Origin of the sequence: Silvimonas iriomotensis, assembly GCF_014645535.1 — a bacterium.
Classification (GTDB): Bacteria; Pseudomonadota; Gammaproteobacteria; order Burkholderiales; family Chitinibacteraceae; genus Silvimonas; species Silvimonas iriomotensis.
The window spans coordinates 309,370-330,151 of record NZ_BMLX01000001.1 but is presented as its reverse complement, the minus strand read 5'-3'; the positions used below and the strand labels follow the sequence as shown (position 1 = coordinate 330,151).

The following is a 20,782-nucleotide window of genomic DNA, read 5'->3' as shown; positions in this document are numbered from 1 at the left end:
TCCGTCAGGGCTGAATCTGGTAATGCATTCGCAACAGGCTGCCGTGCCTCAAAAGCACAAGCTGCACCTGCGACTGCTGGCTGAATGCGGTATATACGGTCGAAATATCGGTGTTTTGCGTCAAATTGGCGCCGTTGACACTCTTGAGTACGTCCCCGTTCTGCAAGCCCAGCGGGCCGGCAAAAGGTTGCTGGGACGGGTTATCGATCTGGATGCCACCACCAGCGGCACTGCTGATGCCTTTGGCCCAGTCCGAGATATTGGCGTTTTGCATGGCTGCAGCAAGCTGACCGCGTGTGAGCGTGGCCGACGGGCCCTCGCTGATGCTGCCGCCTGCGGTGGGCGGCGCAACGGGCGGCGCCTGCACGGCACCACCGGCCACCGGCGGACGGCCTGCCGGCATGGCAGCCACTGCCGGAGCGCTGGCGCCTTGCAACATCAGTTTCGAGCTCTGGCCGCGCTCATCCAGCTCAACATGATCACGCTCTACGCGTGTCAGTTTGACGCCGGGGCGCAGCTCCTGCCCTACCCTGACTGCGGTCGGCATGGATGCATCCAGCCCGGTAAAGATCGCGGCACTGTAGTTATCACCACCGGCAATCACGGCAATCAACTGCGCAGACAAATTACTTTCGCCAGCATCTTGCGCGCCAGAACCAAACCAGGTACGCGCACCCGCCCACTGCATCTGTGCGCTGCGCGGTGCTTCTACCGCCGGCGCCAGGCGCACTTGCGGAGAACGGGGGGCAAACAGTTGCCAGAACAAACCGGCGCATGCCCACGCCAGCGCGACCACCAGCAGCACGTCCAGCACGCCAACCCAGCGGGATTTGTCTGATACAGATATTTTTGGAAATTTCACCGGAGCCGACTATGTATGTATGTTGACTGGTTTTGAACTGGGCCAATTTATACCAAATGCCGCAGGCGCATGACTATAAGCGGCAGACCCCCAGCAGCAGAGCGAGACACTTTATTTCGCGTTTTTTACGGTTTTGCGACTTCTCTGCAAAAAAGTGTTTGACAGCCCAAAAGGTGCATGGTTAAATGCGCACCTCTCGACGAGACACGGGTGATTAGCTCAGATGGTAGAGCGTCTGCCTTACACGCAGAATGTCGGCGGTTCGATCCCGTCATCACCCACCAAACCGCTGCGGAGCGGTAGTTCAGTTGGTTAGAATACCGGCCTGTCACGCCGGGGGTCGCGGGTTCGAGTCCCGTCCGCTCCGCCAGCAACACTCTTGTTGCAGCCTTGTTGTTCCAGTAGTCCTGTAGTAAATCCTCTCTTGTTTATATTTGTCGCTTCTTTCTCTTGATGTAAGAATGCGCCTGCACGTCGTGGTTAATCGGCAACACTCAGCGGCTAGTTTCGACGCCCGTCGTTTAAATTCCAAGCTTTGCTTGACCTGATCCGGCTGCTAGCGCAAATTCGTCAGAAATTGTCCGCTGACCTTGCCCATGCCGCTTGCCTCACGCACTCTGGACCACCGTTCCCGTTCGCTGCCACTTGCCACTGCATTGATCGTCAGTCTGGGCGGTATTGCCGCACTGCATCTATGGGGCGGCGTTCAACCCGGCCTGCCCTTGTGGATCACCGAAGCCTGGCTGGTTGCCGGTAGCGTGGGCGTTGCCCTCCTGGCCACCCGTAGCCGCACTGCCGGTGTTGATGTGCCGCTGGACGCTGAACCGGCCGCCAACGACGATACCCATACCCCGATTGCCCATTGCCTGCCTGATCTCGTGTGGCGTATTGATTACGCCAATCGCACGGTCACGCCGCTCAATGAAGCGACGGCGCAATTTCACCCTTCCGCCAGCGATGGCAACGGCCGTCTTTCCGGGCTGTTTCCGGCACGCGTGTCGCGCCAGTATCTGGAAGCACTGATTTCTGTGCAGAGCACGCAAGTGCAGCAACAGTTTGAATACCGGCAATGAATCCAGCCAGCACGTGTTCGAAGCCCGCTTGCTGCCGCTTTCCACTGGTGAATGTCTGGCGGTGATCCGCGATATCACGCAGATGAAAGCCACGGAAGAAGCCCTCTTCCAGCAGCAATTGTTTGTGCACCAGATTATTGATTCCAGCCCCAACCTGATTTTTGTGCGCGACAAGCACGGCCGCTTTTTGCTGGTGAACCGCGCCACACAAACCACGCTGGGCCACGAATTGCTGGTGCAGTCGCATCTGGCTGCGCACGATCACCCCATGCCATTCACCACGGGCGATACCGAAGTACTGGAACACGGCGATACCGTGCGCACGGTGGATCACTGGACATTGCCCAACGGCCGCACGCACTGGTTTGATATCACCAAGCAGCCGCTGGTCCGCGAAGGCGATGTATATATATTGTCGATTGCCATCGACATCACCCACGTCAAGGCTGCCGAAGCGCTGATTGCCTCGTCCGACCCGCTGTCTGAAGGTGTGGCCGACGCGCTGCCGGTGCCGTTCATGTTGCTGCGCAAGGGCATCATCGAGTTTGTGAACAACCCGCTGTGCGAACGCCTGAATACGCCGCCGACTGACTTGCTTGGCCGCCCGCTGGAAGCCATTACCGCCAACAGCGAGCAACTGCTGGCCGAATCCAGCCCCGGCACCGCGCTGGAGTTCCTCTATCACCGTGACCAGAAGACGCACGCTTGCCGGGTGCAGCAGATCGGCACAGAGGAAAAAACCCGCACATTGCTGGTCCTGCACTAGACGCGGCGTCATGCCTGCCGGAGCGCAGCCGCGCTCATGCTAGAATCGGGCGTTTTTGACGCCCGGTTTCGTTTTATATGTCCACCGACCTTCTTGCCCAGCTGGGCGAAGAACTCCAGCATTGCCTTGCCCGCGACCGCATCAGCCTGCAGCCCAGATTGCGCGCGGCGCAGCAGCGGGCCGCCCAGGGCAAACCGGTGGACCGCAGCGTGACCGAGCTGTCGCAGCAGATTGAAGCCAGCAGCCGCAAGTACGCCTTGCGTGAACAGAACCTGCCGCGCCCGACATTTGACGAGGCCCTGCCCGTCAACCAGAAGCGCGACGAAATCCGCGACGCCATCGCTGCCAACCAGGTGGTGATCATCTGTGGCGAAACGGGTTCGGGCAAAACCACGCAGCTCCCCAAAATCTGTCTGGAACTGGGCCGCGGCACGGCCGGTTTGATCGGCCATACCCAGCCACGCCGCCTGGCCGCGCGTTCTGTGGCCACCCGCATTGCCCAGGAACTCAATTCCGAAACCGGCGCCGTGGTCGGCTACAAGGTGCGCTTTGCCGACAAGACCTCAGAAGCCAGCTACATCAAGCTGATGACCGACGGGATTTTGCTGGCCGAAACCCTTAGCGATCCGCTGTTGAGCGCCTATGACACCATCCTGATCGATGAGGCGCACGAACGCAGCCTGAACATTGATTTTCTGCTGGGTTATCTCAAGCAGATCCTGCCGCAGCGGCCAGATCTGAAAGTGATCGTCACCTCGGCCACGATTGATGCAGACCGCTTTGCCAACCATTTCTCCGGCGCGCCGGTCATTGAAGTGTCTGGCCGCACCTACCCGGTTGAAGTGCGCTACCGGCCGCTGCAGGCGCGCGATGAAGACGATGCCGAAATCGAGATGGAAGAAGCCATCGTCAACGCCGTAGAAGAACTGTGGCGCCACGATGGCACGGGTGACGTGCTGGTGTTCTTGCCCGGCGAGCGCGAAATCCGCGAAACCGCCGAGGAATTTCGCAAAGCCAAGGTGCGTGATGCCGAAGTCCTGCCCTTGCTGGCGCGCTTGTCCAACGAAGAACAGCAGCGCATTTTCCGCAGTTCCAACGGCCGCCGCGTGGTGCTGGCCACCAACGTGGCCGAAACCTCGCTCACGGTGCCGGGCATCCGCTATGTGATCGACTCTGGCCAGGCGCGGGTTAACCGCTATTCACCGCGCGCCAAGGTCGAACAACTGCTGGTGGAGAAAATCTCCCAGGCCTCGGCCCGCCAGCGCGCTGGCCGTTGCGGCCGGGTCAGCTCCGGCATTTGCGTGCGCTTGTATGACGAGGACGACTTCAACAACCGGCCCGCGTTTACTGATCCGGAAATCGTCCGTTCTTCGCTGGCGGCCGTCATTTTGCGGATGGCTGCGCTCAAGCTGGGCAAGGTCGATGATTTCCCCTTCCTGGAAGCCCCATCCGGCCGCCTGATTGCCGATGGCTACCAGCAACTGCGCGAACTGGGCGCAGTGGATGAAGAAGATCGCCTCACCCCGACCGGCAAGCAATTGTCGCGTTTGCCGGTAGACCCGAAACTGGGCCGTATGCTCTTGGGCGGGCAGCAGGAAAACTGCCTGAAAGAGATTCTGGTGATTGCCAGTGCGCTCAGCCTGCAAGACCCGCGCGAGCGGCCGTTTGACGCGCGCGACGCGGCAGACCGCGCCCAGCACCGCTTTGTTGATGAAAAGTCGGATTTCCAGTCTTACCTGAAACTCTGGCATTTCTTTGAAGAGGCGCTGGCCAACAAGCAATCAAACCGGCAACTGGTGAACCTGTGCCACGAGCACTTTTTGTCTTATCTGCGCTTGCGTGAATGGCGTGACCTGCACCGCCAGCTCACTGACATTGCCGAAGACATGGAGTGGCGCCTGAACGACAAGCCCGGCACTTACGAGCAAATCCACAAGGCCTTGCTCACCGGCTTGCTGGGCAATATCGGCATGAAACAGCCCGAGGCCGATGAATACCTGGGTGCGCGCGGGATCAAGTTCCAGATTTTCCCCGGTTCCGGCCTCAAGCGCGCGCGGCCCAAATGGGTGCTGGCCGGTGATCTGGTCGAAACAACCAAGTTGTTCGGCCGTTGCGCCGCCGCCATCGAACCGGACTGGGTAGAGAAACTGGCCCTGCATCTGGTCAGCCGCCAGTATTTTGATCCGCACTGGGAAAAAGAACCCGCACAGGTCGTGGCGTCGGAACGCGTCACGCTGTACGGCTTGCCGATTGTGGCGCGCCGCCGCGTGAACTATGGCCGGATCAACCCGGTCGAGGCGCGTGAAATCTTCATTCGCGAAGCACTGGTGCGGTTCAACTACAACACCAAAGCGAAGTTCCAGGAGCACAACTTTGATGTGCTGACCGAGATTGAAGAACTGGAACACAAGGCCCGCCGCCAGGACTTTCTGGTCGATGAACAGGTCTTGTACGACCATTTTGACCAGATCATTCCGCCTGGCATTGTCAACGGTGCCGGCTTTGAGGCGTGGCGCAAAGAAGCCGAAAAAACCACTCCCCGATTGCTATTCCTGGATCGGGAAGAACTGATGCAGCGCGCGGCCGGCATAGTCACGGCCGAGCAGTTCCCCGCGCATTTCAGACTGGCGGAAGCCCGTCTGCCGCTGTCTTACCGTTTCGAGCCCGGCCACGTGCTTGATGGCATCACGCTGACCTTGCCGCTGCACCAGCTGAACCGGGTCAACGCCAACGTGTTCGACTGGCTGGTGCCGGGCATGCTGCGCGAAAAGATCACCCTGCTGATCAAGGCGCTACCCAAATCCATCCGCCGCCTGTGCGTGCCGGTGCCGGACTTTGTCACGCGCATGATGACCGAACTGGATACCGCCGACCGCGAAGCGCCGTTGCTGCCGCAACTGGCCCGCGCCGCGACGCGGGGCATTGGCCAGCCGGTGGCGGAGGACGATTTCTCCAGCGTGGAACTGCCGCCGCATCTGCAGATGAATTTCCGCGTGGTGGACGACGCCGGGCAAGAACTGGCCAGCGGGCGTGATCTGGTGGCCATCCGCGCGCAACTGGGCGAAGCGGCGCAAATGACATTCCGTGAAGCCGGCGGCGCCAGCGACGAAGGCGGCAACGAGATCGAAAAAACCGGCATCACCAAATGGGACTTCGGTGATTTGCCCGCCAAGCTGACCTTCAAACGTCAGGGCCGCAATACCACGGGTTACCCGGCGCTGGTGGTCGATGAAGCCGAAAGTTGCGCCATTTTGCTGTTTGATACCGAACACGCCGCCGAAGCCGCGCACCGCGAAGGCGTGGTGCATCTGTTGCGGATCGAACTCAAGGAACACGTCAAACAGCTGCAAAAGTCGGTGCCGAACTTCCAGCAACTGGCGCTGCAATTGCGCGCCATCGGCAATGCCGACATGTTGCTGGACGACCTGATCAATTGCATCTGCAACCGCGCCTTTCTGGGCGAGGACGAAGCGCCGCGGACCAAAAAAGCGTTTGATGACCAGAAAGCCCGCGCCCGCGCCCGCCTGCCTTCCGTGCGTGATGCCGCCATCCGGGCACTGACCGAAGTCGTGGCCGATTACGCCTCTGTTGCGCAGATCGCCAACAAGCCCGGCCAGATCAGCCATGAACTGAAAGATCAGTTGAACAAGCTTGTGTTCAACGGCTTTCTGGCTGCCACCCCGTGGGAGCAACTGCCGCGCCTGCCGGTGTATCTGAAAGCCATGAAACTGCGCGTGGAAAAGCGCACCGCCAACCCCTCGCGTGATATGCAGCGCGCGGCCGAGGTGATCGACTTTGAAGGCAAATGGCGGGCCGAGATCGACAAATGGCAACGCGACGGCCGCGACACCGCCAAACTCATGCCGGTGCGCTGGATGATCGAAGAATGGCGCATCAGCCTGTTTGCCCAGGAATTGCGCACGCCCTACCCGATCTCGCTCAAGCGTTTGAGCAAATTGTGGGAAGAATTGCTGCGACGCTGATCACAGCAGCTCTATGGTACGTTCCGGAACGGTAAACGCGGCGGTCAAACGCCGCGTTTAGCTTTCACCAGCCTGCTTTTCTGGATCGTCCCGTGTTCAAACCGCTCGTGTTGTCTTTGCTGCTGATCAGCGCCCCCGTCACCGCGCTGGCCAGTGGCTATGCCATTTTCACCCCGCTGTCCGTCAACCGTTTACCCCAGTCTGCCGACAGCCCGACCGCCCGCCAGGTGCTGCATGCCGCAGAACTGGCCCGCCACCGTGACCCGCACCCCATGGCGCGCGTGCATACCGAGGGCACACTGCCGCATCAGGGCATTCGCGACCAGAGCATCGCAGCCGAGGCAGACTGGCCGGCGATACTGAACCTGGCGCTGGCCTGGCGGCTGACCAACGATGACGTCTATCTGGTGGGGCTCTCGGCTTACCTGGACGCCTGGTTCCCGCTGTACCGGGCCTCTTTCAACCCGATCGACGAAACCAATCTGGATACGGTGATCATGGCCTACGACCTGAGCGCCGACCGCCTGCCCGATGCCACCCGCGCCAATATGGAAGAATTCCTGCGCCAGCTGGCCACCGGCTATATCAGCCAGGCCAACAGCAAGCTGCGCAAAGACCACGGCAACTGGCAAAGCCACCGTATCAAACTGGCCACCATGGCCGCCTTTGCCCTGAACGACCCCGCCCTGATCCAGGCCGCGCACAAGGTCTACCAGAAGCATCTGGCCAACAACCTGCAAGCCGATGGCTCGGTGTTCGACTTTCACGAACGCGACGCCCTGCACTATGTGGTGTACGACCTGCAGCCCCTCTTGATGGCCGCACTGGCCGCCCAACGCCACGAACAGAACTGGTATCAGGACACCACGCCCGAAGGCGCCACCCTGGGCAAAGCGCTCGACTGGCTAACCCCGTACGCCATGGGCGAACAAACCCACATTGAATACGTCCACTCCAGCGTCAAGTTCGACGCCCAGCGCCGCGACGCCGGCGAGCCCGGCTTCTCCGGCCCGTGGGAACCCCAGAGCGCCACGCAACTGTTCAACCTGGCCGCACTGATCGACAACCGCTACGCCCCCCTCGCCGCGCGACTGGGCCGCCCCGCCGCGTGGATGGTACTGGGGCAGTAAGGGCATGACGGCGTGGTTAAGCGGGCCATGTTGCAAACCACAACGCCGGGTGGATTCGCACAGCAATCCACCACTACCAAGGCCACCCGCCGCAGCCGCACAGGACTCCGGCAAAGGCCGCCGCTAGGGTTGCGGTTGCCGTTGATTTGCGCAGTTGCAGTTGCAGTTGATTTTCGGGGTTGCCGTTGCCTTTGACGTTGGGCCCCTTGACTGCGCCGAGCATCGCAGCAAGGCGCGGGGTTTCGGCGGAGGGGTGTCTGAGCGAAGCGAGTTCCCGTAGCCAGCCGCGCCTTGCGAGAAGCACAGGGAACCCACGTAGTGGGCGCAGTCGCAGGGGTCGCCTTTTCTTTGGTGCCTTTCTTTTGGCGACCCAAAAGAAAGGCACTTGCCGTCGGGCAACCCCCGACACCCAAAACAACCGCGCCGTCAGGCGCTAACACACCCACACCGCAATGGCGAATTGTCGCTACCGCCCCGAATCCACCCTACTCACTGACTCTGGCCACAACAGCAAGCCATCCAGACGCCAGACTGGATCCCCGCCTGCGCCGGAATGACGAACCAGTGGCAACCCCACAAACCTAAAAAAACCCCTACCGTGCCACCGGCCGCGCCGGATCAGCACACCACTCACTCCAGGACCCCGCATACAACCGCCCACCAGGCAACCCGGCCGCAGCCAGTGCCAGCAAGTTATGACACGCCGTCACCCCGGAACCGCACTGATGCACCACATCTGCCGGCGGAATCGCCCCCAGCACGGCTTGCCATTCTTGCTGCAACTGCTGTGGTTCCTTAAACCGCCCGCCTGGCGCCAGGTTGTCCTGGAAAAAGCGGTTGATCGCGCCGGGGATATGCCCGCCGATAGGGTCAATGGTCTCCCCCACGCCGCGAAAACGCTCCGGGCTGCGGGCATCGACCACCTGAAACGATGACTCACGCAAGTCCCGCTCCACATCTGCAGCAGTCACGCGCCGTTCTGCGCGCAGGTGCGGGGTGAATTTCTTTGGCTCCAGCGCGGGCACGGTGTCAGAGACCGGCTGCCGCGCGCCTTGCCAGGCCTGATAGCCACCATCAAGCACCTGGACTTTGTCGTGCCCCAGCCAGCCCAGCATCCACCACAAACGCGCGGCGTACATGCCACCGGAGCCATCGTAAGCGACAACGTGGCTGTCGTTCCCGATACCGGCCGCACCCAGCCGTGCGCCAAACCAGCCCGGGTCTGGCAGCGGATGCCGGCCGTTGCTGCCGGTTTTGGGGCCGGAAAGGTCTTCGTCCAGATGCAGGAAAATGGCGCCGGCAATGTGATCCTGTTCGTAGGCGGCCCGGCCGGATTGCGGGTTCGCAAGGTCGTGACGGCAATCAACAATCACAAGGTCAGAGTCGGTCATGCGGGTAGCCAGTTCGGCGACGGTGATCAACGGAGACATCAGGCAATACTCCAGCCGGGGTTAATGTGCGCGTAGTGTGCCATCAGGCAAGACACCACGATATGCCAAAGCAATAACGGACGGATGACAAGAAAAAAGCGCCGGTTCTGCCAGCGCTTTTTTCGTGAAGGCCAGATGCGCCGCTTAGCGTTCCACCGCCAGCGAAACACCCATGCCACCCCCAATGCACAGCGTGGCAAGGCCGCGTTTTGCATCGCGGCGGGCCATTTCATGCAGCAGGGTCACAAGGATACGGCAGCCCGAAGCACCAATCGGATGACCCAGCGCAATGGCGCCGCCATTGACGTTCACGCGATTCCAGTCCCACTTGAGTTCACGCGCCACACCCAGCGCCTGGGCGGCAAAGGCTTCATTGCCTTCCAGCAGGTCAATGCTGTCCAGCGTCCAGCCGGTACGGGCCAGCACGCGCTGGGTCGCCGGCACCGGGCCCATGCCCATGATGCTGGGATCTACCCCGGCCGATGCGGCGGCGCGGATGGTCGCCAGCGGCTTGAGGCCCAGTTCATCCGCCTTGGCCCGGCTCATCAGGATGACCCCGGCAGCGCCATCGTTGATCCCGGAGGCATTACCGGCGGTCACGGTGCCTTCTTTGTCGAACGCAGCACGCAGTTTGGAGAGCGAATCCATGGTGGTGTTGCCCTTGATGAATTCATCCTGGTCGAACACCACCGGATCACCCTTGCGCTGCGGAATGTGTACCGGAATGATTTCATCGACAAACCGGCCGGCCGCCTGTGCGGCAGCCGCTTTGGTCTGCGACGCCAGCGCCAGTTCATCTTGCTCGGTGCGGCTGATGCCGTACTTTTTGGCGATGTTTTCGGCGGTGACGCCCATGTGGTACTGGTTGTACGCATCGGTCAGGCCGTCGTACACCATGCTGTCGATCAACTGCGCATTACCCATGCGAAAACCGTCGCGGCTGCCCGGCAACAGGTGCGGCGCGGCGCTCATGTTTTCCTGGCCACCGGCGATCACGACTTCGCTCTCGCCCGAGAGAATGGCTTGCACGCCCAGCGCGACGGCCTTCAGACCCGAACCGCAAACCTGGTTGATGGTCAGGCCCGGTACGGCGTCCGGCAAGCCGGCGCGGCGCAGTGCCTGACGGGCCGGGTTCTGGCCAAGGCCTGCGGTCAGCACATTACCCAGGATGACTTCGCTGACCTCTTCAGCAGACAGGCCGCTGCGTGCCAGCAGGCCCTTGATAACGGTGGCGCCCAGTTCCGGCGCGCTCACTTTTGCCAGGCTGCCGCCGAAGCTACCGATAGCGGTACGCCCGGCAGCAACAATCACGATCTCACTCATTGTGTTTCTCCAAACCAGCGTTGCTAGAGTCTGGCCATGCCTTGCGGCAGGCCGTTGCCGGAGCCGGTTTCATGGTTGAAGACCGGCTCCGCTACGTTGGATCACCCGGTGTGGAAAGCCGGATGGGCACAAACAAAGCGTCTTGTGTTTTGCGTCAAGGAGCCCGGTTGCGGCGCACCGGCCAGGCTCTTTGCGCGTTTAGTCGCGCTTCTCTTTTACATAGCGGCCTGGCGCGGGTTCGATCGGTTTGAAGCCGACCGCACCCAGCGTTTTACGGGCGGCCACTTTCTTGCCCGTGTACTGCTGTAACCAGTCATTCCAGTCCACCCACCAGCTACCCGGGCGGCTTTCTGCGCCGTCAAACCAGGTTTCAGGCGTGGTGGCCGCGTTGTCGTTCACCCAGTAATTGCGCTTGCCGGCAGCCGGGTGGTTGATGGTGCCGGCAATATGCCCTGAGGCGCCCAGCACAAAACGGGTCGGCCCCTTGAAGATACGCAAGGTGCCCCACGCAGACTTCCACGGCACGATATGGTCTTCCCGCGCTGCAAACACATAGGTCGGCGTAGTGACGGCGGTCAGATCAATCGGCACCCCGCACAGCGAGAACGAACCCGGTCTGGCCAGGTTGTTTTCCAGATACATATTGCGCAGGAAGAACGTATGCATCGGCAACGCCAGGTCTGCCGAATCATTGTTCCAGTACAACAGATCGAACGGCGGCGGCGTCTTGCCCTTCAGGTAGCTGCTGACCACGTAGTTCCAGATCAGGTCATTGGCCCGCAGCGACGAGAACGTCCGCGCCAGCTCCTTGCCGGACACGATCCCGCCCTTGTCCAGTTGGGCCTCACGGGAACGGATGAGGTTCCAGTCAATATAGTGCTTGATATCGCCCGGGTCAGAATGATCCAGCATGGACGTCATCAGCGTGACGGAACGGAACCAGTCCAGATCACGCGATTGCATGACCGGAATGGCCGTGGCCACAAGGCCGCCGCCAATGCAGAACGACAACACGTTCATCTGCTCGCGCCGGGTGATCTTGCGCACGACTTCAGCCGCCTTGATCACGCCTTGATCAACGTAATCGTCCCATTGCAGATGGCCCAGTTCAGGCGGAATGGAGCGCCAGGACACCAGGAACACCGTGTTCCCCTGCTCTACGCACCAGCGCACCATGGAGTTCTCGGCCTGCAGATCCATGATGTAGTACTTGTTCACGCACGGCGGCACGATCAGCAAGGGAACTTCATTCACCTGCGCGGTCAATGGCGTGTACTGGATGAGTTGCAGGATGTCGTTTTCGAACACCACCGCGCCTTCGGTGACCGCCAGATTGCGGCCCACCTCGAACTGCGATTCATCCGTCATGGTGATGGTGCCCTTGCTGATATCATCCATCAGCCGGCGCATGCCATCTTTCAGGCTGTCGCCGTTGGTCTCGGCAGCCAGTTTCATCACTTCCGGGTTGGTCAGGGCAAAGTTGGCCGGGCTGACCGCATCCAGATATTGCCGCGTGAAGAACGCGGCTTTTTCGCGCAGGGCGTCGTCGGTTTGCGCGGCGTCGACCATCTGCAACAGATAACGGGAGGTCAGAAGATAGTTTTGCTTGATCCAGGAAAACAGCGGCGCGTCCCATTCAGGAGAATTGAACCGGCGATCGCCCTTGTCGGGCTGCACCGCGGGCACCGCTTCTTTGGCGCCGATCAGGCCCAGCCAAAGATCAAGTTGTTGCTGATAGTACTCAGCCTGGCGGGCTTGCCACTCGGCTGTGTGGGCCGGCACCGTTGCCAGCACTTTGGGAACCAGATGCGGCAGCGCGTCATCCACGGTGGGTGCTACCGCGTTGACCCATTGCTGCCACCACTGCTGGCTAGCGTCGTTCATTTGCTTGAAAAAGCCGTCAAATGGCGTGGCCTGGGACACAATCTATCTCTCCGTCGTCATGGATTGATGGTTTGGAACTGCCCTGAAGTGGCGCAAAACTACATCGTGAATTAACGCAAATGGTGCACCACAACATACATAATTCCCCCATGACCTGCAAGGTCGGTGAAATCTTTTAAAGTTGCACTTTGCAAGTACTACGCGACCTCTTGATTTGGCATGACATTTTGAATGTTCTCAATTAGTATTACAGCGATTCTGTTAATCTTGGCCGCATATTGGAGATCTTGATGCGTCCCGCTTTTCCCCTTTTTGTCGCGTTGCTGACTGCCGCCTCCCTGTCGATGACACCAGTCGCCAGCGCAGCCACGTCTCATAAACACAAACACACTACTCAGTCTGCAAGCAAGAAGACAGCCACACCGAAGGCGTCGACAAAAACTGCTGCGCGGACAACCACGGTTTACGAAAAAGGTCGGGTCAAACGTACCGCCATCGCCAATGCCCAGCGTAGCGTGCATGTCACGCGCGCCGTGGCCTTGTCTGGCTTTACGGCTGACAATCCTGGCCTGCAATCGGCCTCTGTGCTGATCCTGAACGAAAACAGCGGTGAAGTGATCTACCAGAAGAATCCGGACGAAGTCGCGCCGATTGCTTCGATCACCAAGCTGATGACCGCCATGGTGACGCTGGATGCTCACCTGCCGATGAACGAATACATCACCATCAGCGATGAAGATGTCGACACGCTGAAAAACAGCTCGTCGCGTCTGCGCGTCGGTACCCGTCTGACCCGTGCTGAAGTGATGCTGCTGGCCCTGATGTCGTCGGAAAACCGCGCGGCTGCCGCGCTGGCTCGCACCTATCCGGGTGGCCGTGATCTGTTTATCCGCAAGATGAACGAAAAGGCCACGGAACTGGGCATGAGCCACAGCCGTTTTTATGATTCGACCGGCCTGACGCCGCAGAACATCTCCAGCGCCCGTGACCTGGTGCTGATGGTGCGTGCTGCGCGCAAGTACCCGGAGATTCATGAATTCACGACTTCGTCGCAATACGAATTCACCTCCAACCTCAATGGCCGCACCATGGCTTTCCACAACACCAACCCGTTGGTGAAGGAAGAGCAATGGGATATCGGGCTGACCAAGACCGGCTTTACCAATGAAGCTGGCCATTGCCTGGTGATGGAAGCAACCATCAGCGGCACTCCGGTCGTGATGGTGCTAATGGATTCCACCGGCAAGTACACCCGTATTGGCGATGCCAACCGCGTGAAGAAATGGCTGGAAACCAGCCCGGTTGCGCTGGCGCGCAGCTGATTGCTTGTGTGACATGCCATAAAAAAAGCCCGGTGCTGAACCGGGCTTTTTTCATTGGTCGGCTGCTTGTGCCAGCGCTTAGAAAAAGTCAGACAACCAGGCCTTGAACTGGCCCGAGGACATCGCCCCGCTCTGCCGGGCTTGTTCCTGACCGCGTTCAAACACCAATAAGGTCGGGATGCTGCGAATGCGCAGGCTGGCCGACAGGGCCTGCTCTTGATCGGTATCGACCTTCACAAACGTGGCCTTGCCGGAAAAGTGCTCGGCGGCCGAGGCAAATGCCGGCGCAAACGCCTGGCACGGGCCGCACCAGGTGGCCCAGCAGTCCACCACCAGCGGCTGTTTGAGCTGTTTGTTGAGCACGGCAAACTGTTCCCCCGTCACCGCCACCGGCGCGCCGGAAAACATGGGCTTGTGACAGGCGCCGCAGGTCGGGCCTTCGGCAATACGTTCATCGTCGATGCGGTTCTGGGTGTGGCAATGCGGGCAGGCAATCTGCATGATCGGTTCCGTTTCATCAAAATCCTGTCCGCATATTGGTGCCTGGTGAGGCCAATCGCAAGCCGCAGGCCAGGCAATGTGTCTGATCATGCGCCTGGCCACATTTCCTGGTTTGCGCCGGGCAGTCGTGCCGGTACAATCGCGAACCCATTCAGTTAAACGAGCGCCGCACCATGCTCTGGTTTCGCAATATCCAGATTTACCGTCTTTCTTCCGACCACGCCCTTTCTGCCGACAGCATCAATGATCTGCTGGCCAAGCGCCCTTTCTTCAGCTGTGGCAGCCAGGACCTGATGACCCAGGGCTGGATCGCGCCAGCCGCCCACATGCCGGAAATGATGGCCTACCCGTTCCAGGATACGGTGCTGGTCATGCTCAAGACCGAAGAAAAGCTGCTGCCGGGCTCGGTCATCAAGCAGACCGCAGACTCCCGCGTGCAAGAGATTGAAGCGCGCGAGAACCGCAAGGTGGGCAAGCGTGAAATCAAGGAACTGCGCGAGCGCATTACCGAAGAATTGCTGCCGCGTGCCTTTACCCGCTCGCGCACAACGCGCGCGCTGATTGATCTGAAGAACAATCTGGTGCTGGTCGAAAGCGCCAGCGCGGCCAAGGCCGAAGTCACCCTTTCTTTGCTGCGTGAAGCGCTGGGCAGCCTGCCGACGCGCCTGATCCAGACCAACACCACGCCGCAAACCGCCATGACCGTATGGCTGGAATCGGCCGATGCCGGCCTGTTTGATCTGGGCCAGGACGTTGAACTGCGCGCGCCGGGCGAAGACGGCCCGATCGCCCGCCTGGTCAAGCAGCCCTTGATGGGCGAAGAAATTGCCCAGCATCTGTCGTCCGGCAAGCTGGTCACCAAAATGGCTTTGTCCTGGAACGACCGCATTGCCCTGCAACTGACCGACAAGATGGAACTCAAGCGCGTGGCCATGCTTGAAGCGCTGCAAGACGACTTCAAGAATGCCGATGCCGCCGACAAAGCGGCCCTGTTCGATTCCGGCCTGGCCCTGTTTGTGGGTGAAACCCGCGCTCTGGTGCCGGATCTGCTGGAAGCATTGGGCGGCGAACAACCCGCCTGATCGGGTTAGACGCACCAATGACAAAGGCCAGCCGGGCAACCCGCTGGCCTTTGTTTTATCTGGCACCGCGATCAGAACGGCTTGGCGACCATCAACCAGTACACCACCAGCAGGCCGCCAAAGGCCGGGAAACCCAGCACGGTCCACAGCTTTTCATAGCGCCAGTACACGGCCGGCAAGGTACTGTGGCCCTGCCCTGCAGCCTTTTGCGCCATGTCCCGCATGCGCAGTTGCAGCCATACCACCGGCAGCCAGCACATCCCGGCAATCACATACAGCAACAAGGCCAGGCCCACCCAGTTCCAGGCCACGGGCCAGCCGGCCTGACGCATCATCCAGTAGCCGGACAAGGGCTGGAAAATCACCGATGGTGTGGTAAACCACCAGTCGGCGCGCGCAACCCAGCGGGTCACCACCGCAATGGCCTGTACGTTCTTGCTGCGGTTGGTAAAGAACATATAAAACGCAGTGCCAAAGCCGGTGCCGAACATGAATGTGGCCGACAGGATGTGCAGTGTCTTGATCAGTAGATAGAGCATGTCAGTTTTCCTCCAGTATCAGTAATGCAAACAGCGCGCCGAGCAATCCGGCGTTCTTGAGCAAGGGGCCAAACGGGTGGACAAGAAACTCGGGCAGGCAGAGCGCCACGATGACGCTGTAAACGGCAATGAGCGCGATCTGCCCTTGCCATAACCGGCGCCCGGGCGCGAGCAGGGTCAGCACACCCAACGCCGCATCCAGCACCGCGGCGCCAATCCGCATCAGTGCAAACCATGGCGGCGGCACATGGCACGCGGCCAGCAACTGGTTGCTGCCGGCAACCGGAAACAGCCACAGCGACACCACCGCCGTGCCCAGCCAGACCAGCGCCAGACCAGCTTGCAGGCTGCAACGCGCCAGCCCGATGCGGGCCTGCCAGCGTGCTGCGGCACTGACAAAATCTGCGGCCTGACGTAACGGCCGCCCGACCAGTCGGGCAAAGGGTTCGGCATCCGCCGCGACATTGCCTTCGGCCAGCATGGCCAGGCTTTCCGGGGTCAGCAGCGAGCCGGGCCAGTGTTGCGCCACGCGGGCAGCCACATTGCATAGCGCCGGCCCCACCGACACCACCCGGCAGCGACCACGGCCACGCAATTGCTGCAGGTACTGCGCCATATCCAGCGTTTGCGGACCGGCGGCGGCCAGCGTCTGGCCCTGCGTGCTGGCATCACTCAATGCAGCCACCACGCCCTGCGCCAGATCATCCACATGCATCGGTTGCACCCGGCTACGCCGTGCGGGCAGCAGCGCCAGCGGCCCTTGCGCCAGGCGTACAAACCAGCGGGTGCTGGCGCCGTCTTCGCCATAAACCAGCGAGGGACGGATGACGGTCGCCGGTAATCCGGATTCATGCAGCACGGCCTCTCCGGCGGCTTTGCTGCGCCAGTACGCGGTCACGGCATGGGGTGCGGCACCCAGCGCAGAGATCAGCACACCCCGGCGTACGCCTGCCGCCACGGCCGCCTGATACAACGCGCGCGGGCCGTCGATGTGCACCGCGTCAAACCGGGCGCTGGCGGTTTCCCGAAAAAGCCCGGCACAGTTGATCAGTACCTCGCAGCCGCGCATGGCGTTGATCAGTTCAGCCTGCTGCAAACGGGTGAAGTCCGCCTCTACCTCGCCGGGCTGCCGCACTTGCCGGACTGCCGGGACAATGGCATGACCCGCAGCCAGCAGCGCCCGGGCAATGTGTCGCCCCAGAAAACCGTCGGCACCGACCAGAAAGACCTTCATGCTTGTCACAATTTCTGTTTATAGAGAAATACAGAGGCGGATTTTGGCCCGATACCGGAACAACCCATCCGCCAAAGCGACTAAAAACCAGTGCCGTTGCAGAAAATAGGCCAAAAAATGCAGAAGCGGCGGGTTGTTATCACACCGATCGCTTCATTTTTATTTCTGTTAATACAGAAATTACAGAATATAGCGCGCCATGACAAGGCCATAAGCCGGAATGTCTCGGGAAAAACACACCGGACTTTCCCATGAAAGTGTCATGTTTTTGCCGCAGGCTGTTATGCCGATTGAATTGTTTGTCCATCACAAAGAACAATCCAACCGACCAGTCGGCTAGTTATCAAAAATACCAATCAAAATCAGGTAATTACGCAATGAACACTGGCCGCGATCGACTATTCGCTTTCATACCATTGCTTTGACAATTATCACAGAAGAAACCTACCATCAGCCACCGACTTCCACCATTCACAAGGTTTGCCAATGTCTTCCATCCACGCACCCGAAGAGAATCTCGGGGTTCTGGTCCGCCAGGTCCGTGACGGTCTGTTTCAACTGTTTGAGCGCAAGCTGGCATCCAGTGGGCTGGAACTGAACCTGAGCCAGTATCTGGTGCTCAAGCGCCTGGCCTACCACGGTGCGCAAACGGCAACCGAACTGGCACGCGCCATTGACCATGATGCCGGTGCCATGACGCGCCTGCTGGACAAGCTGGAAGAGAAAGGCTACCTGCGCCGTCAACCGCACCAGGAAGATCGTCGCGCCTTGCAGATCACGCTCACAGAAGCGGGCATGGCGCTGTGGACCACCATGCGCAGTTGTGGTGACGATTCCATGGAACAAGCACTGGTCGACCTCTCTGCACAAGAACAAGAGACATTGATTTCGCTCCTCAAACGCGTCAGGAATAGCCTGGAGAAAGCGCAGTGATGAAAAAAACCTTGCGACGGCAAGTATCGTCGCACCCGCTGGTCTTGAGTGCGCTTGTCGTCGCACTGCTGGCCGGTTGTGCCAATCAGGACGGGTTGAGCCCGCAGGGCAAATTGCTTGATGCCAACAGCTTGTCCGGGCAACAGGCGCTGGCTGCGGCCAAAGTCAGCAGTGCCTGGCCGGATCAGCGCTGGTGGACCACGCTGGGCGACGCCCAGTTGTCCACGCTGATCGACGAAGCACTCAAGAACAACCCCAATCTGGAAGCGGCTGATGCGCGCACGCGCCTGGCGCTGGCCCAGGCCGGTGCGGCAGACGCTGCGCGCGCGCCACGGGTAGATGCCGCGGCCGCGTATTCGGGCATCCGCATTCCGGGCACCGTGTTGCCGCCGCCGTACGGCGATGGTTACGCCGCGCTCAAGATGGTCTCGCTCAAGTTCAGTTATGACTTTGACCTGTGGGGTGGCGAACGCGCCGCCTGGGAATCCCAGGTCAGCCAGAGCCGCGCCGCGCAGATTGATGGTCAGCAAGCGCGGATCACGCTCTCCACCAACATTGCCCGGACGTACTCGCAACTGGGCTACGCCTGGCAGATGCAGGATATCGCCAAGGCCGACCTGAAGCGCGCGCAAGACCAGCTTGATCTGGTGCAACAGCGCGTCAGCGCCGGTATTGATAGCCAGGTGCAACTGAAGCAGGCCCAGGCCGCCCTGCCCGGCGCTCGCCAGCAAGTAGAAGCTGCGCAGCAGCAGATTGACGATAACAAACTGGCACTGGCCGCCCTGCTGGGCCAGGGTCCGGATCGCGGCCAGCAACTGGCCCGTCCGCAGGCACTGCAGCCTGGTGCGCTGGCCCTGCCCAGCGTACTGCCGGCAGATCTGGTGGGCCGCCGCGCCGATATCGTGGCCGCGCGCTGGCGTGTCGAAAGCGCCAGCAAGGACATCAAGGCCGCCAAGACCAAGTTCTATCCGGATTTCAACATCACTGCCGCCATCGGTCTGGCTTCGCTGTCTGCCGGTGACTTGCCCACCTGGGATAGCCGTTACGGCCAGCTGGGCCCGGCACTGACGCTGCCGATCTTTGACGGTGGCCGCCTGCGCGCCAATCTCTCGACCAAAGATGCCCAGTACGATCTGGCGGTGGCGCAGTACAACCAGTCGCTGGTCAACGCCATGCATGAAGTGGCGGCGCAGGTCTCTGCCATGCAATCGCTGAACAAGCAGATTGCCGAACAAAAAGACGCCATCCAGACCGTGCAGGGCGCGTATGACCTGGCCATGCAGCGCTACAAGGGCGGCCTTGGCAATTACCTGGATGTCCTGAGCGTGGAACAGCAACTGCTGAACGCGCAGATGCGCCTTGCATCGCTCAATGCACAACAACTGGATGCGTCGATCTTGCTGGTACAAGCCCTGGGCGGCGGTTATCGCCCGGCTGACGATACCCCGGCACTGGCCGATGCCTCTTCGCCAGCCAGCGCGCAATAAGCGCGGCGGATCACACAGATATCAAGAGATAAGGGAAAGACAAGCATGAGCACCGAAACCAACGCCGTCGCTGCGCCAGAGCAGCAACGCCCTTCCCGCCGCAAGTTCCTGTTGCGACTGGCCCTTGCCGTATTCATCCTGGCCATGCTGGCCTGGGCGGTCTGGTACTTCATGGTCGGCCGCTGGAACGAAGACACCGATGATGCCTACGTGCAAGGCAACATCGTGCAGATTACCCCGCAGATTGCCGGCACCGTGGTCAGCATTGGCGCGGAAAACGGCTCGCTGGTCAAAGCCGGCCAGACCCTGGTGGAGCTGGACCCGAGCGATGCCCACGTCGGCCTGCAACAAGCCAAGGCCAACCTGGCCAGTACCGTGCGTAAAGTGCGCGGTCTGTTCAGCAACGTGAACAGCCTGCAGGCCGAACTCTCGGCCCAGCATATTGCGCTGGACAAGGCCAAGGCCGACTACGACCGCCGCCAGCAACTGGTGAAAACCGGTGCGATCTCGACCGAAGAACTGGCTCACGCCCGTGATGCGCTGGCTGCTGCGCAAAGCGCCGTGGCAACGTCTGAAGGCCAGTTGACCTCCAGCAAGGTACTGATCGAAGACACCGTCGTGGCCTCGCACCCGGATGTCGAAGCCGCCGCCGCCAAGCTGCGCGCTGCTTACCTGGATGACGTGCGCACCACCATGGTTGCCCCGGTTTCCGGCTACGTGGCCCAACGTGCGGTCCAGGTGGGCCAGCGCATTCAGCCGGGCACGCCGCTGATGGCCGTGGTGCCGCTGGATCAGGTCTGGGTAGAAGCCAACTTCAAGGAAACCCAGCTGCGCCATATGCGTATCGGCCAGCCGGTCACGCTCAAGGCTGACCTGTATGGCGGCAGCGTGGAATACCACGGCAAGATCGATAGCCTGGGTGTCGGCACGGGTAGCGCGTTCAGCCTGATCCCGGCCCAGAACGCCACCGGCAACTGGATCAAGATCGTGCAGCGCGTACCGGTCCGCATCACGCTGGACACCCAGGAAGTGCAAAAGAACCCGCTGCGCATCGGTTTGTCGATGAGCGCGGATGTCAGCCTGCACGACCAGTCCGGCCCGTCGCTGTCTGAAACCCCGGTGACCCACCCGTTGTTCACCACGGACGTCTACAAGCAGCAACTGGCGTCGGCTGACCAGTTGATCAAGGACATCATCCACGCCAATCTGGCTTCCGGCCAGGGCAAGAAGTAA

General features: G+C 60.7%; 17 protein-coding genes and 2 tRNA genes. 12 read left to right on the top strand and 7 right to left on the bottom strand.

Features of this window, described 5'->3' with window-relative positions; genetic code table 11:
* Positions 1–4: 4 nt before the first annotated feature.
* Positions 5–814, bottom strand: coding sequence for a type II secretion system protein N (locus IEX57_RS01460; protein ID WP_188701598.1), 810 nt, complete (start codon positions 812–814; stop codon positions 5–7).
* A gap of 256 nt (positions 815–1,070) precedes the next feature.
* On the opposite strand from IEX57_RS01460, the gene IEX57_RS01455 reads away from it, so the two are divergent.
* The 6 genes from IEX57_RS01455 to IEX57_RS01430 all read left to right on the top strand — a co-directional run bounded on the left by IEX57_RS01455 (position 1,071) and on the right by IEX57_RS01430 (position 7,814).
* Positions 1,071–1,146: transfer RNA gene (locus IEX57_RS01455), tRNA-Val, on the top strand.
* A gap of 9 nt (positions 1,147–1,155) precedes the next feature.
* A tRNA-Asp gene (locus IEX57_RS01450) sits at positions 1,156–1,232 on the top strand.
* A 226-nt stretch (positions 1,233–1,458) separates the two neighbouring features.
* Positions 1,459–1,935, top strand: coding sequence for a hypothetical protein (locus IEX57_RS01445; protein ID WP_188701596.1), 477 nt, complete (start codon positions 1,459–1,461; stop codon positions 1,933–1,935).
* Positions 1,919–2,701, top strand: a complete 783-nt coding sequence (locus IEX57_RS01440; RefSeq protein ID WP_188701594.1) for a PAS domain-containing protein — start codon at positions 1,919–1,921, stop codon at positions 2,699–2,701. The genes IEX57_RS01445 and IEX57_RS01440 overlap by 17 nt, the downstream gene beginning before the upstream one ends.
* A gap of 77 nt (positions 2,702–2,778) precedes the next feature.
* Complete coding sequence (gene hrpA / locus IEX57_RS01435; protein WP_188701591.1) at positions 2,779–6,684, top strand: ATP-dependent RNA helicase HrpA; 3,906 nt, start codon at positions 2,779–2,781, stop codon at positions 6,682–6,684.
* A 92-nt stretch (positions 6,685–6,776) separates the two neighbouring features.
* On the top strand, positions 6,777–7,814 hold the full coding sequence (locus tag IEX57_RS01430; protein ID WP_188701589.1) for an alginate lyase family protein: 1,038 nt from the start codon (positions 6,777–6,779) through the stop codon (positions 7,812–7,814).
* Positions 7,815–8,407: 593 nt separating this feature from the next.
* Here the strand turns inward: IEX57_RS01430 and IEX57_RS01425 are convergent.
* The 3 genes from IEX57_RS01425 to IEX57_RS01415 all read right to left on the bottom strand — a co-directional run bounded on the left by IEX57_RS01425 (position 8,408) and on the right by IEX57_RS01415 (position 12,451).
* On the bottom strand, positions 8,408–9,244 hold the full coding sequence (locus IEX57_RS01425) for a sulfurtransferase (RefSeq protein ID WP_188701587.1): 837 nt from the start codon (positions 9,242–9,244) through the stop codon (positions 8,408–8,410).
* Positions 9,245–9,388: 144 nt separating this feature from the next.
* Positions 9,389–10,567 (bottom strand): acetyl-CoA C-acetyltransferase, encoded by a 1,179-nt coding sequence (locus IEX57_RS01420; RefSeq protein WP_188701585.1) that lies wholly within the window; start codon positions 10,565–10,567, stop codon positions 9,389–9,391.
* Between the two features lie 198 nt (positions 10,568–10,765).
* Positions 10,766–12,451, bottom strand: coding sequence for a PHA/PHB synthase family protein (locus tag IEX57_RS01415; protein WP_188701582.1), 1,686 nt, complete (start codon positions 12,449–12,451; stop codon positions 10,766–10,768).
* 515 nt (positions 12,452–12,966) lie between these two features.
* Here IEX57_RS01415 and pbpG point away from each other — a divergent pair.
* Positions 12,967–13,773, top strand: coding sequence for a D-alanyl-D-alanine endopeptidase (gene pbpG, locus IEX57_RS01410; protein WP_229708586.1), 807 nt, complete (start codon positions 12,967–12,969; stop codon positions 13,771–13,773).
* A 78-nt stretch (positions 13,774–13,851) separates the two neighbouring features.
* Here pbpG and trxC read toward each other — a convergent pair whose 3' ends face one another.
* Positions 13,852–14,274: a thioredoxin TrxC gene (trxC, locus tag IEX57_RS01405; RefSeq protein ID WP_188701578.1), complete on the bottom strand. Its 423-nt coding sequence runs from the start codon at positions 14,272–14,274 to the stop codon at positions 13,852–13,854.
* A 173-nt stretch (positions 14,275–14,447) separates the two neighbouring features.
* Here trxC and IEX57_RS01400 point away from each other — a divergent pair, with 173 nt between their 5' ends.
* The gene (locus tag IEX57_RS01400; protein ID WP_188701576.1) at positions 14,448–15,356 is read left to right on the top strand and encodes a recombination-associated protein RdgC; all 909 of its coding nucleotides are present in this window, start codon (positions 14,448–14,450) and stop codon (positions 15,354–15,356) included.
* A gap of 71 nt (positions 15,357–15,427) precedes the next feature.
* On the opposite strand, the gene IEX57_RS01395 is transcribed toward IEX57_RS01400, so the two are convergent.
* Together IEX57_RS01395 and IEX57_RS01390 are read right to left on the bottom strand one after the other, a co-directional pair.
* Positions 15,428–15,895 carry a DUF2269 family protein gene (locus tag IEX57_RS01395; protein ID WP_188701574.1) on the bottom strand — a complete coding sequence of 156 codons (468 nt, stop codon included), beginning with the start codon at positions 15,893–15,895 and terminating at the stop codon, positions 15,428–15,430.
* Position 15,896: 1 nt separating this feature from the next.
* A complete protein-coding gene (locus IEX57_RS01390; protein WP_188701572.1) occupies positions 15,897–17,129 on the bottom strand; it encodes an SDR family oxidoreductase in 1,233 nt (410 codons plus the stop codon).
* A gap of 2 nt (positions 17,130–17,131) precedes the next feature.
* On the opposite strand from IEX57_RS01390, the gene IEX57_RS01385 reads away from it, so the two are divergent.
* From IEX57_RS01385 to IEX57_RS01370, 4 genes are all read left to right on the top strand, one after another.
* Positions 17,132–17,332, top strand: coding sequence for a hypothetical protein (locus IEX57_RS01385; RefSeq protein ID WP_188701570.1), 201 nt, complete (start codon positions 17,132–17,134; stop codon positions 17,330–17,332).
* 283 nt (positions 17,333–17,615) lie between these two features.
* Positions 17,616–18,062: a MarR family winged helix-turn-helix transcriptional regulator gene (locus IEX57_RS01380; protein WP_188701568.1), complete on the top strand. Its 447-nt coding sequence runs from the start codon at positions 17,616–17,618 to the stop codon at positions 18,060–18,062.
* Positions 18,062–19,549 (top strand): efflux transporter outer membrane subunit, encoded by a 1,488-nt coding sequence (locus IEX57_RS01375; RefSeq protein ID WP_188701566.1) that lies wholly within the window; start codon positions 18,062–18,064, stop codon positions 19,547–19,549. The genes IEX57_RS01380 and IEX57_RS01375 overlap by 1 nt, the downstream gene beginning before the upstream one ends.
* 45 nt (positions 19,550–19,594) lie before the next feature.
* Positions 19,595–20,782, top strand: a complete 1,188-nt coding sequence (locus IEX57_RS01370; RefSeq protein ID WP_188701564.1) for an HlyD family secretion protein — start codon at positions 19,595–19,597, stop codon at positions 20,780–20,782.

Coding starts and splice junctions, on each gene's coding strand:
- IEX57_RS01425 (WP_188701587.1), bottom strand. CDS start 9,244: ATGTCTCCGTTGATCACCGTCGCCGAACTGGCTACCCGCATGACCGAC.
- IEX57_RS01375 (WP_188701566.1), top strand. CDS start 18,062: ATGAAAAAAACCTTGCGACGGCAAGTATCGTCGCACCCGCTGGTCTTG.
- IEX57_RS01415 (WP_188701582.1), bottom strand. CDS start 12,451: ATGAACGACGCTAGCCAGCAGTGGTGGCAGCAATGGGTCAACGCGGTA.
- IEX57_RS01370 (WP_188701564.1), top strand. CDS start 19,595: ATGAGCACCGAAACCAACGCCGTCGCTGCGCCAGAGCAGCAACGCCCT.
- trxC (WP_188701578.1), bottom strand. CDS start 14,274: ATGCAGATTGCCTGCCCGCATTGCCACACCCAGAACCGCATCGACGAT.
- IEX57_RS01445 (WP_188701596.1), top strand. CDS start 1,459: ATGCCGCTTGCCTCACGCACTCTGGACCACCGTTCCCGTTCGCTGCCA.
- hrpA (WP_188701591.1), top strand. CDS start 2,779: ATGTCCACCGACCTTCTTGCCCAGCTGGGCGAAGAACTCCAGCATTGC.
- IEX57_RS01395 (WP_188701574.1), bottom strand. CDS start 15,895: ATGCTCTATCTACTGATCAAGACACTGCACATCCTGTCGGCCACATTC.
- IEX57_RS01380 (WP_188701568.1), top strand. CDS start 17,616: ATGTCTTCCATCCACGCACCCGAAGAGAATCTCGGGGTTCTGGTCCGC.
- IEX57_RS01420 (WP_188701585.1), bottom strand. CDS start 10,567: ATGAGTGAGATCGTGATTGTTGCTGCCGGGCGTACCGCTATCGGTAGC.
- IEX57_RS01390 (WP_188701572.1), bottom strand. CDS start 17,129: ATGAAGGTCTTTCTGGTCGGTGCCGACGGTTTTCTGGGGCGACACATT.
- IEX57_RS01400 (WP_188701576.1), top strand. CDS start 14,448: ATGCTCTGGTTTCGCAATATCCAGATTTACCGTCTTTCTTCCGACCAC.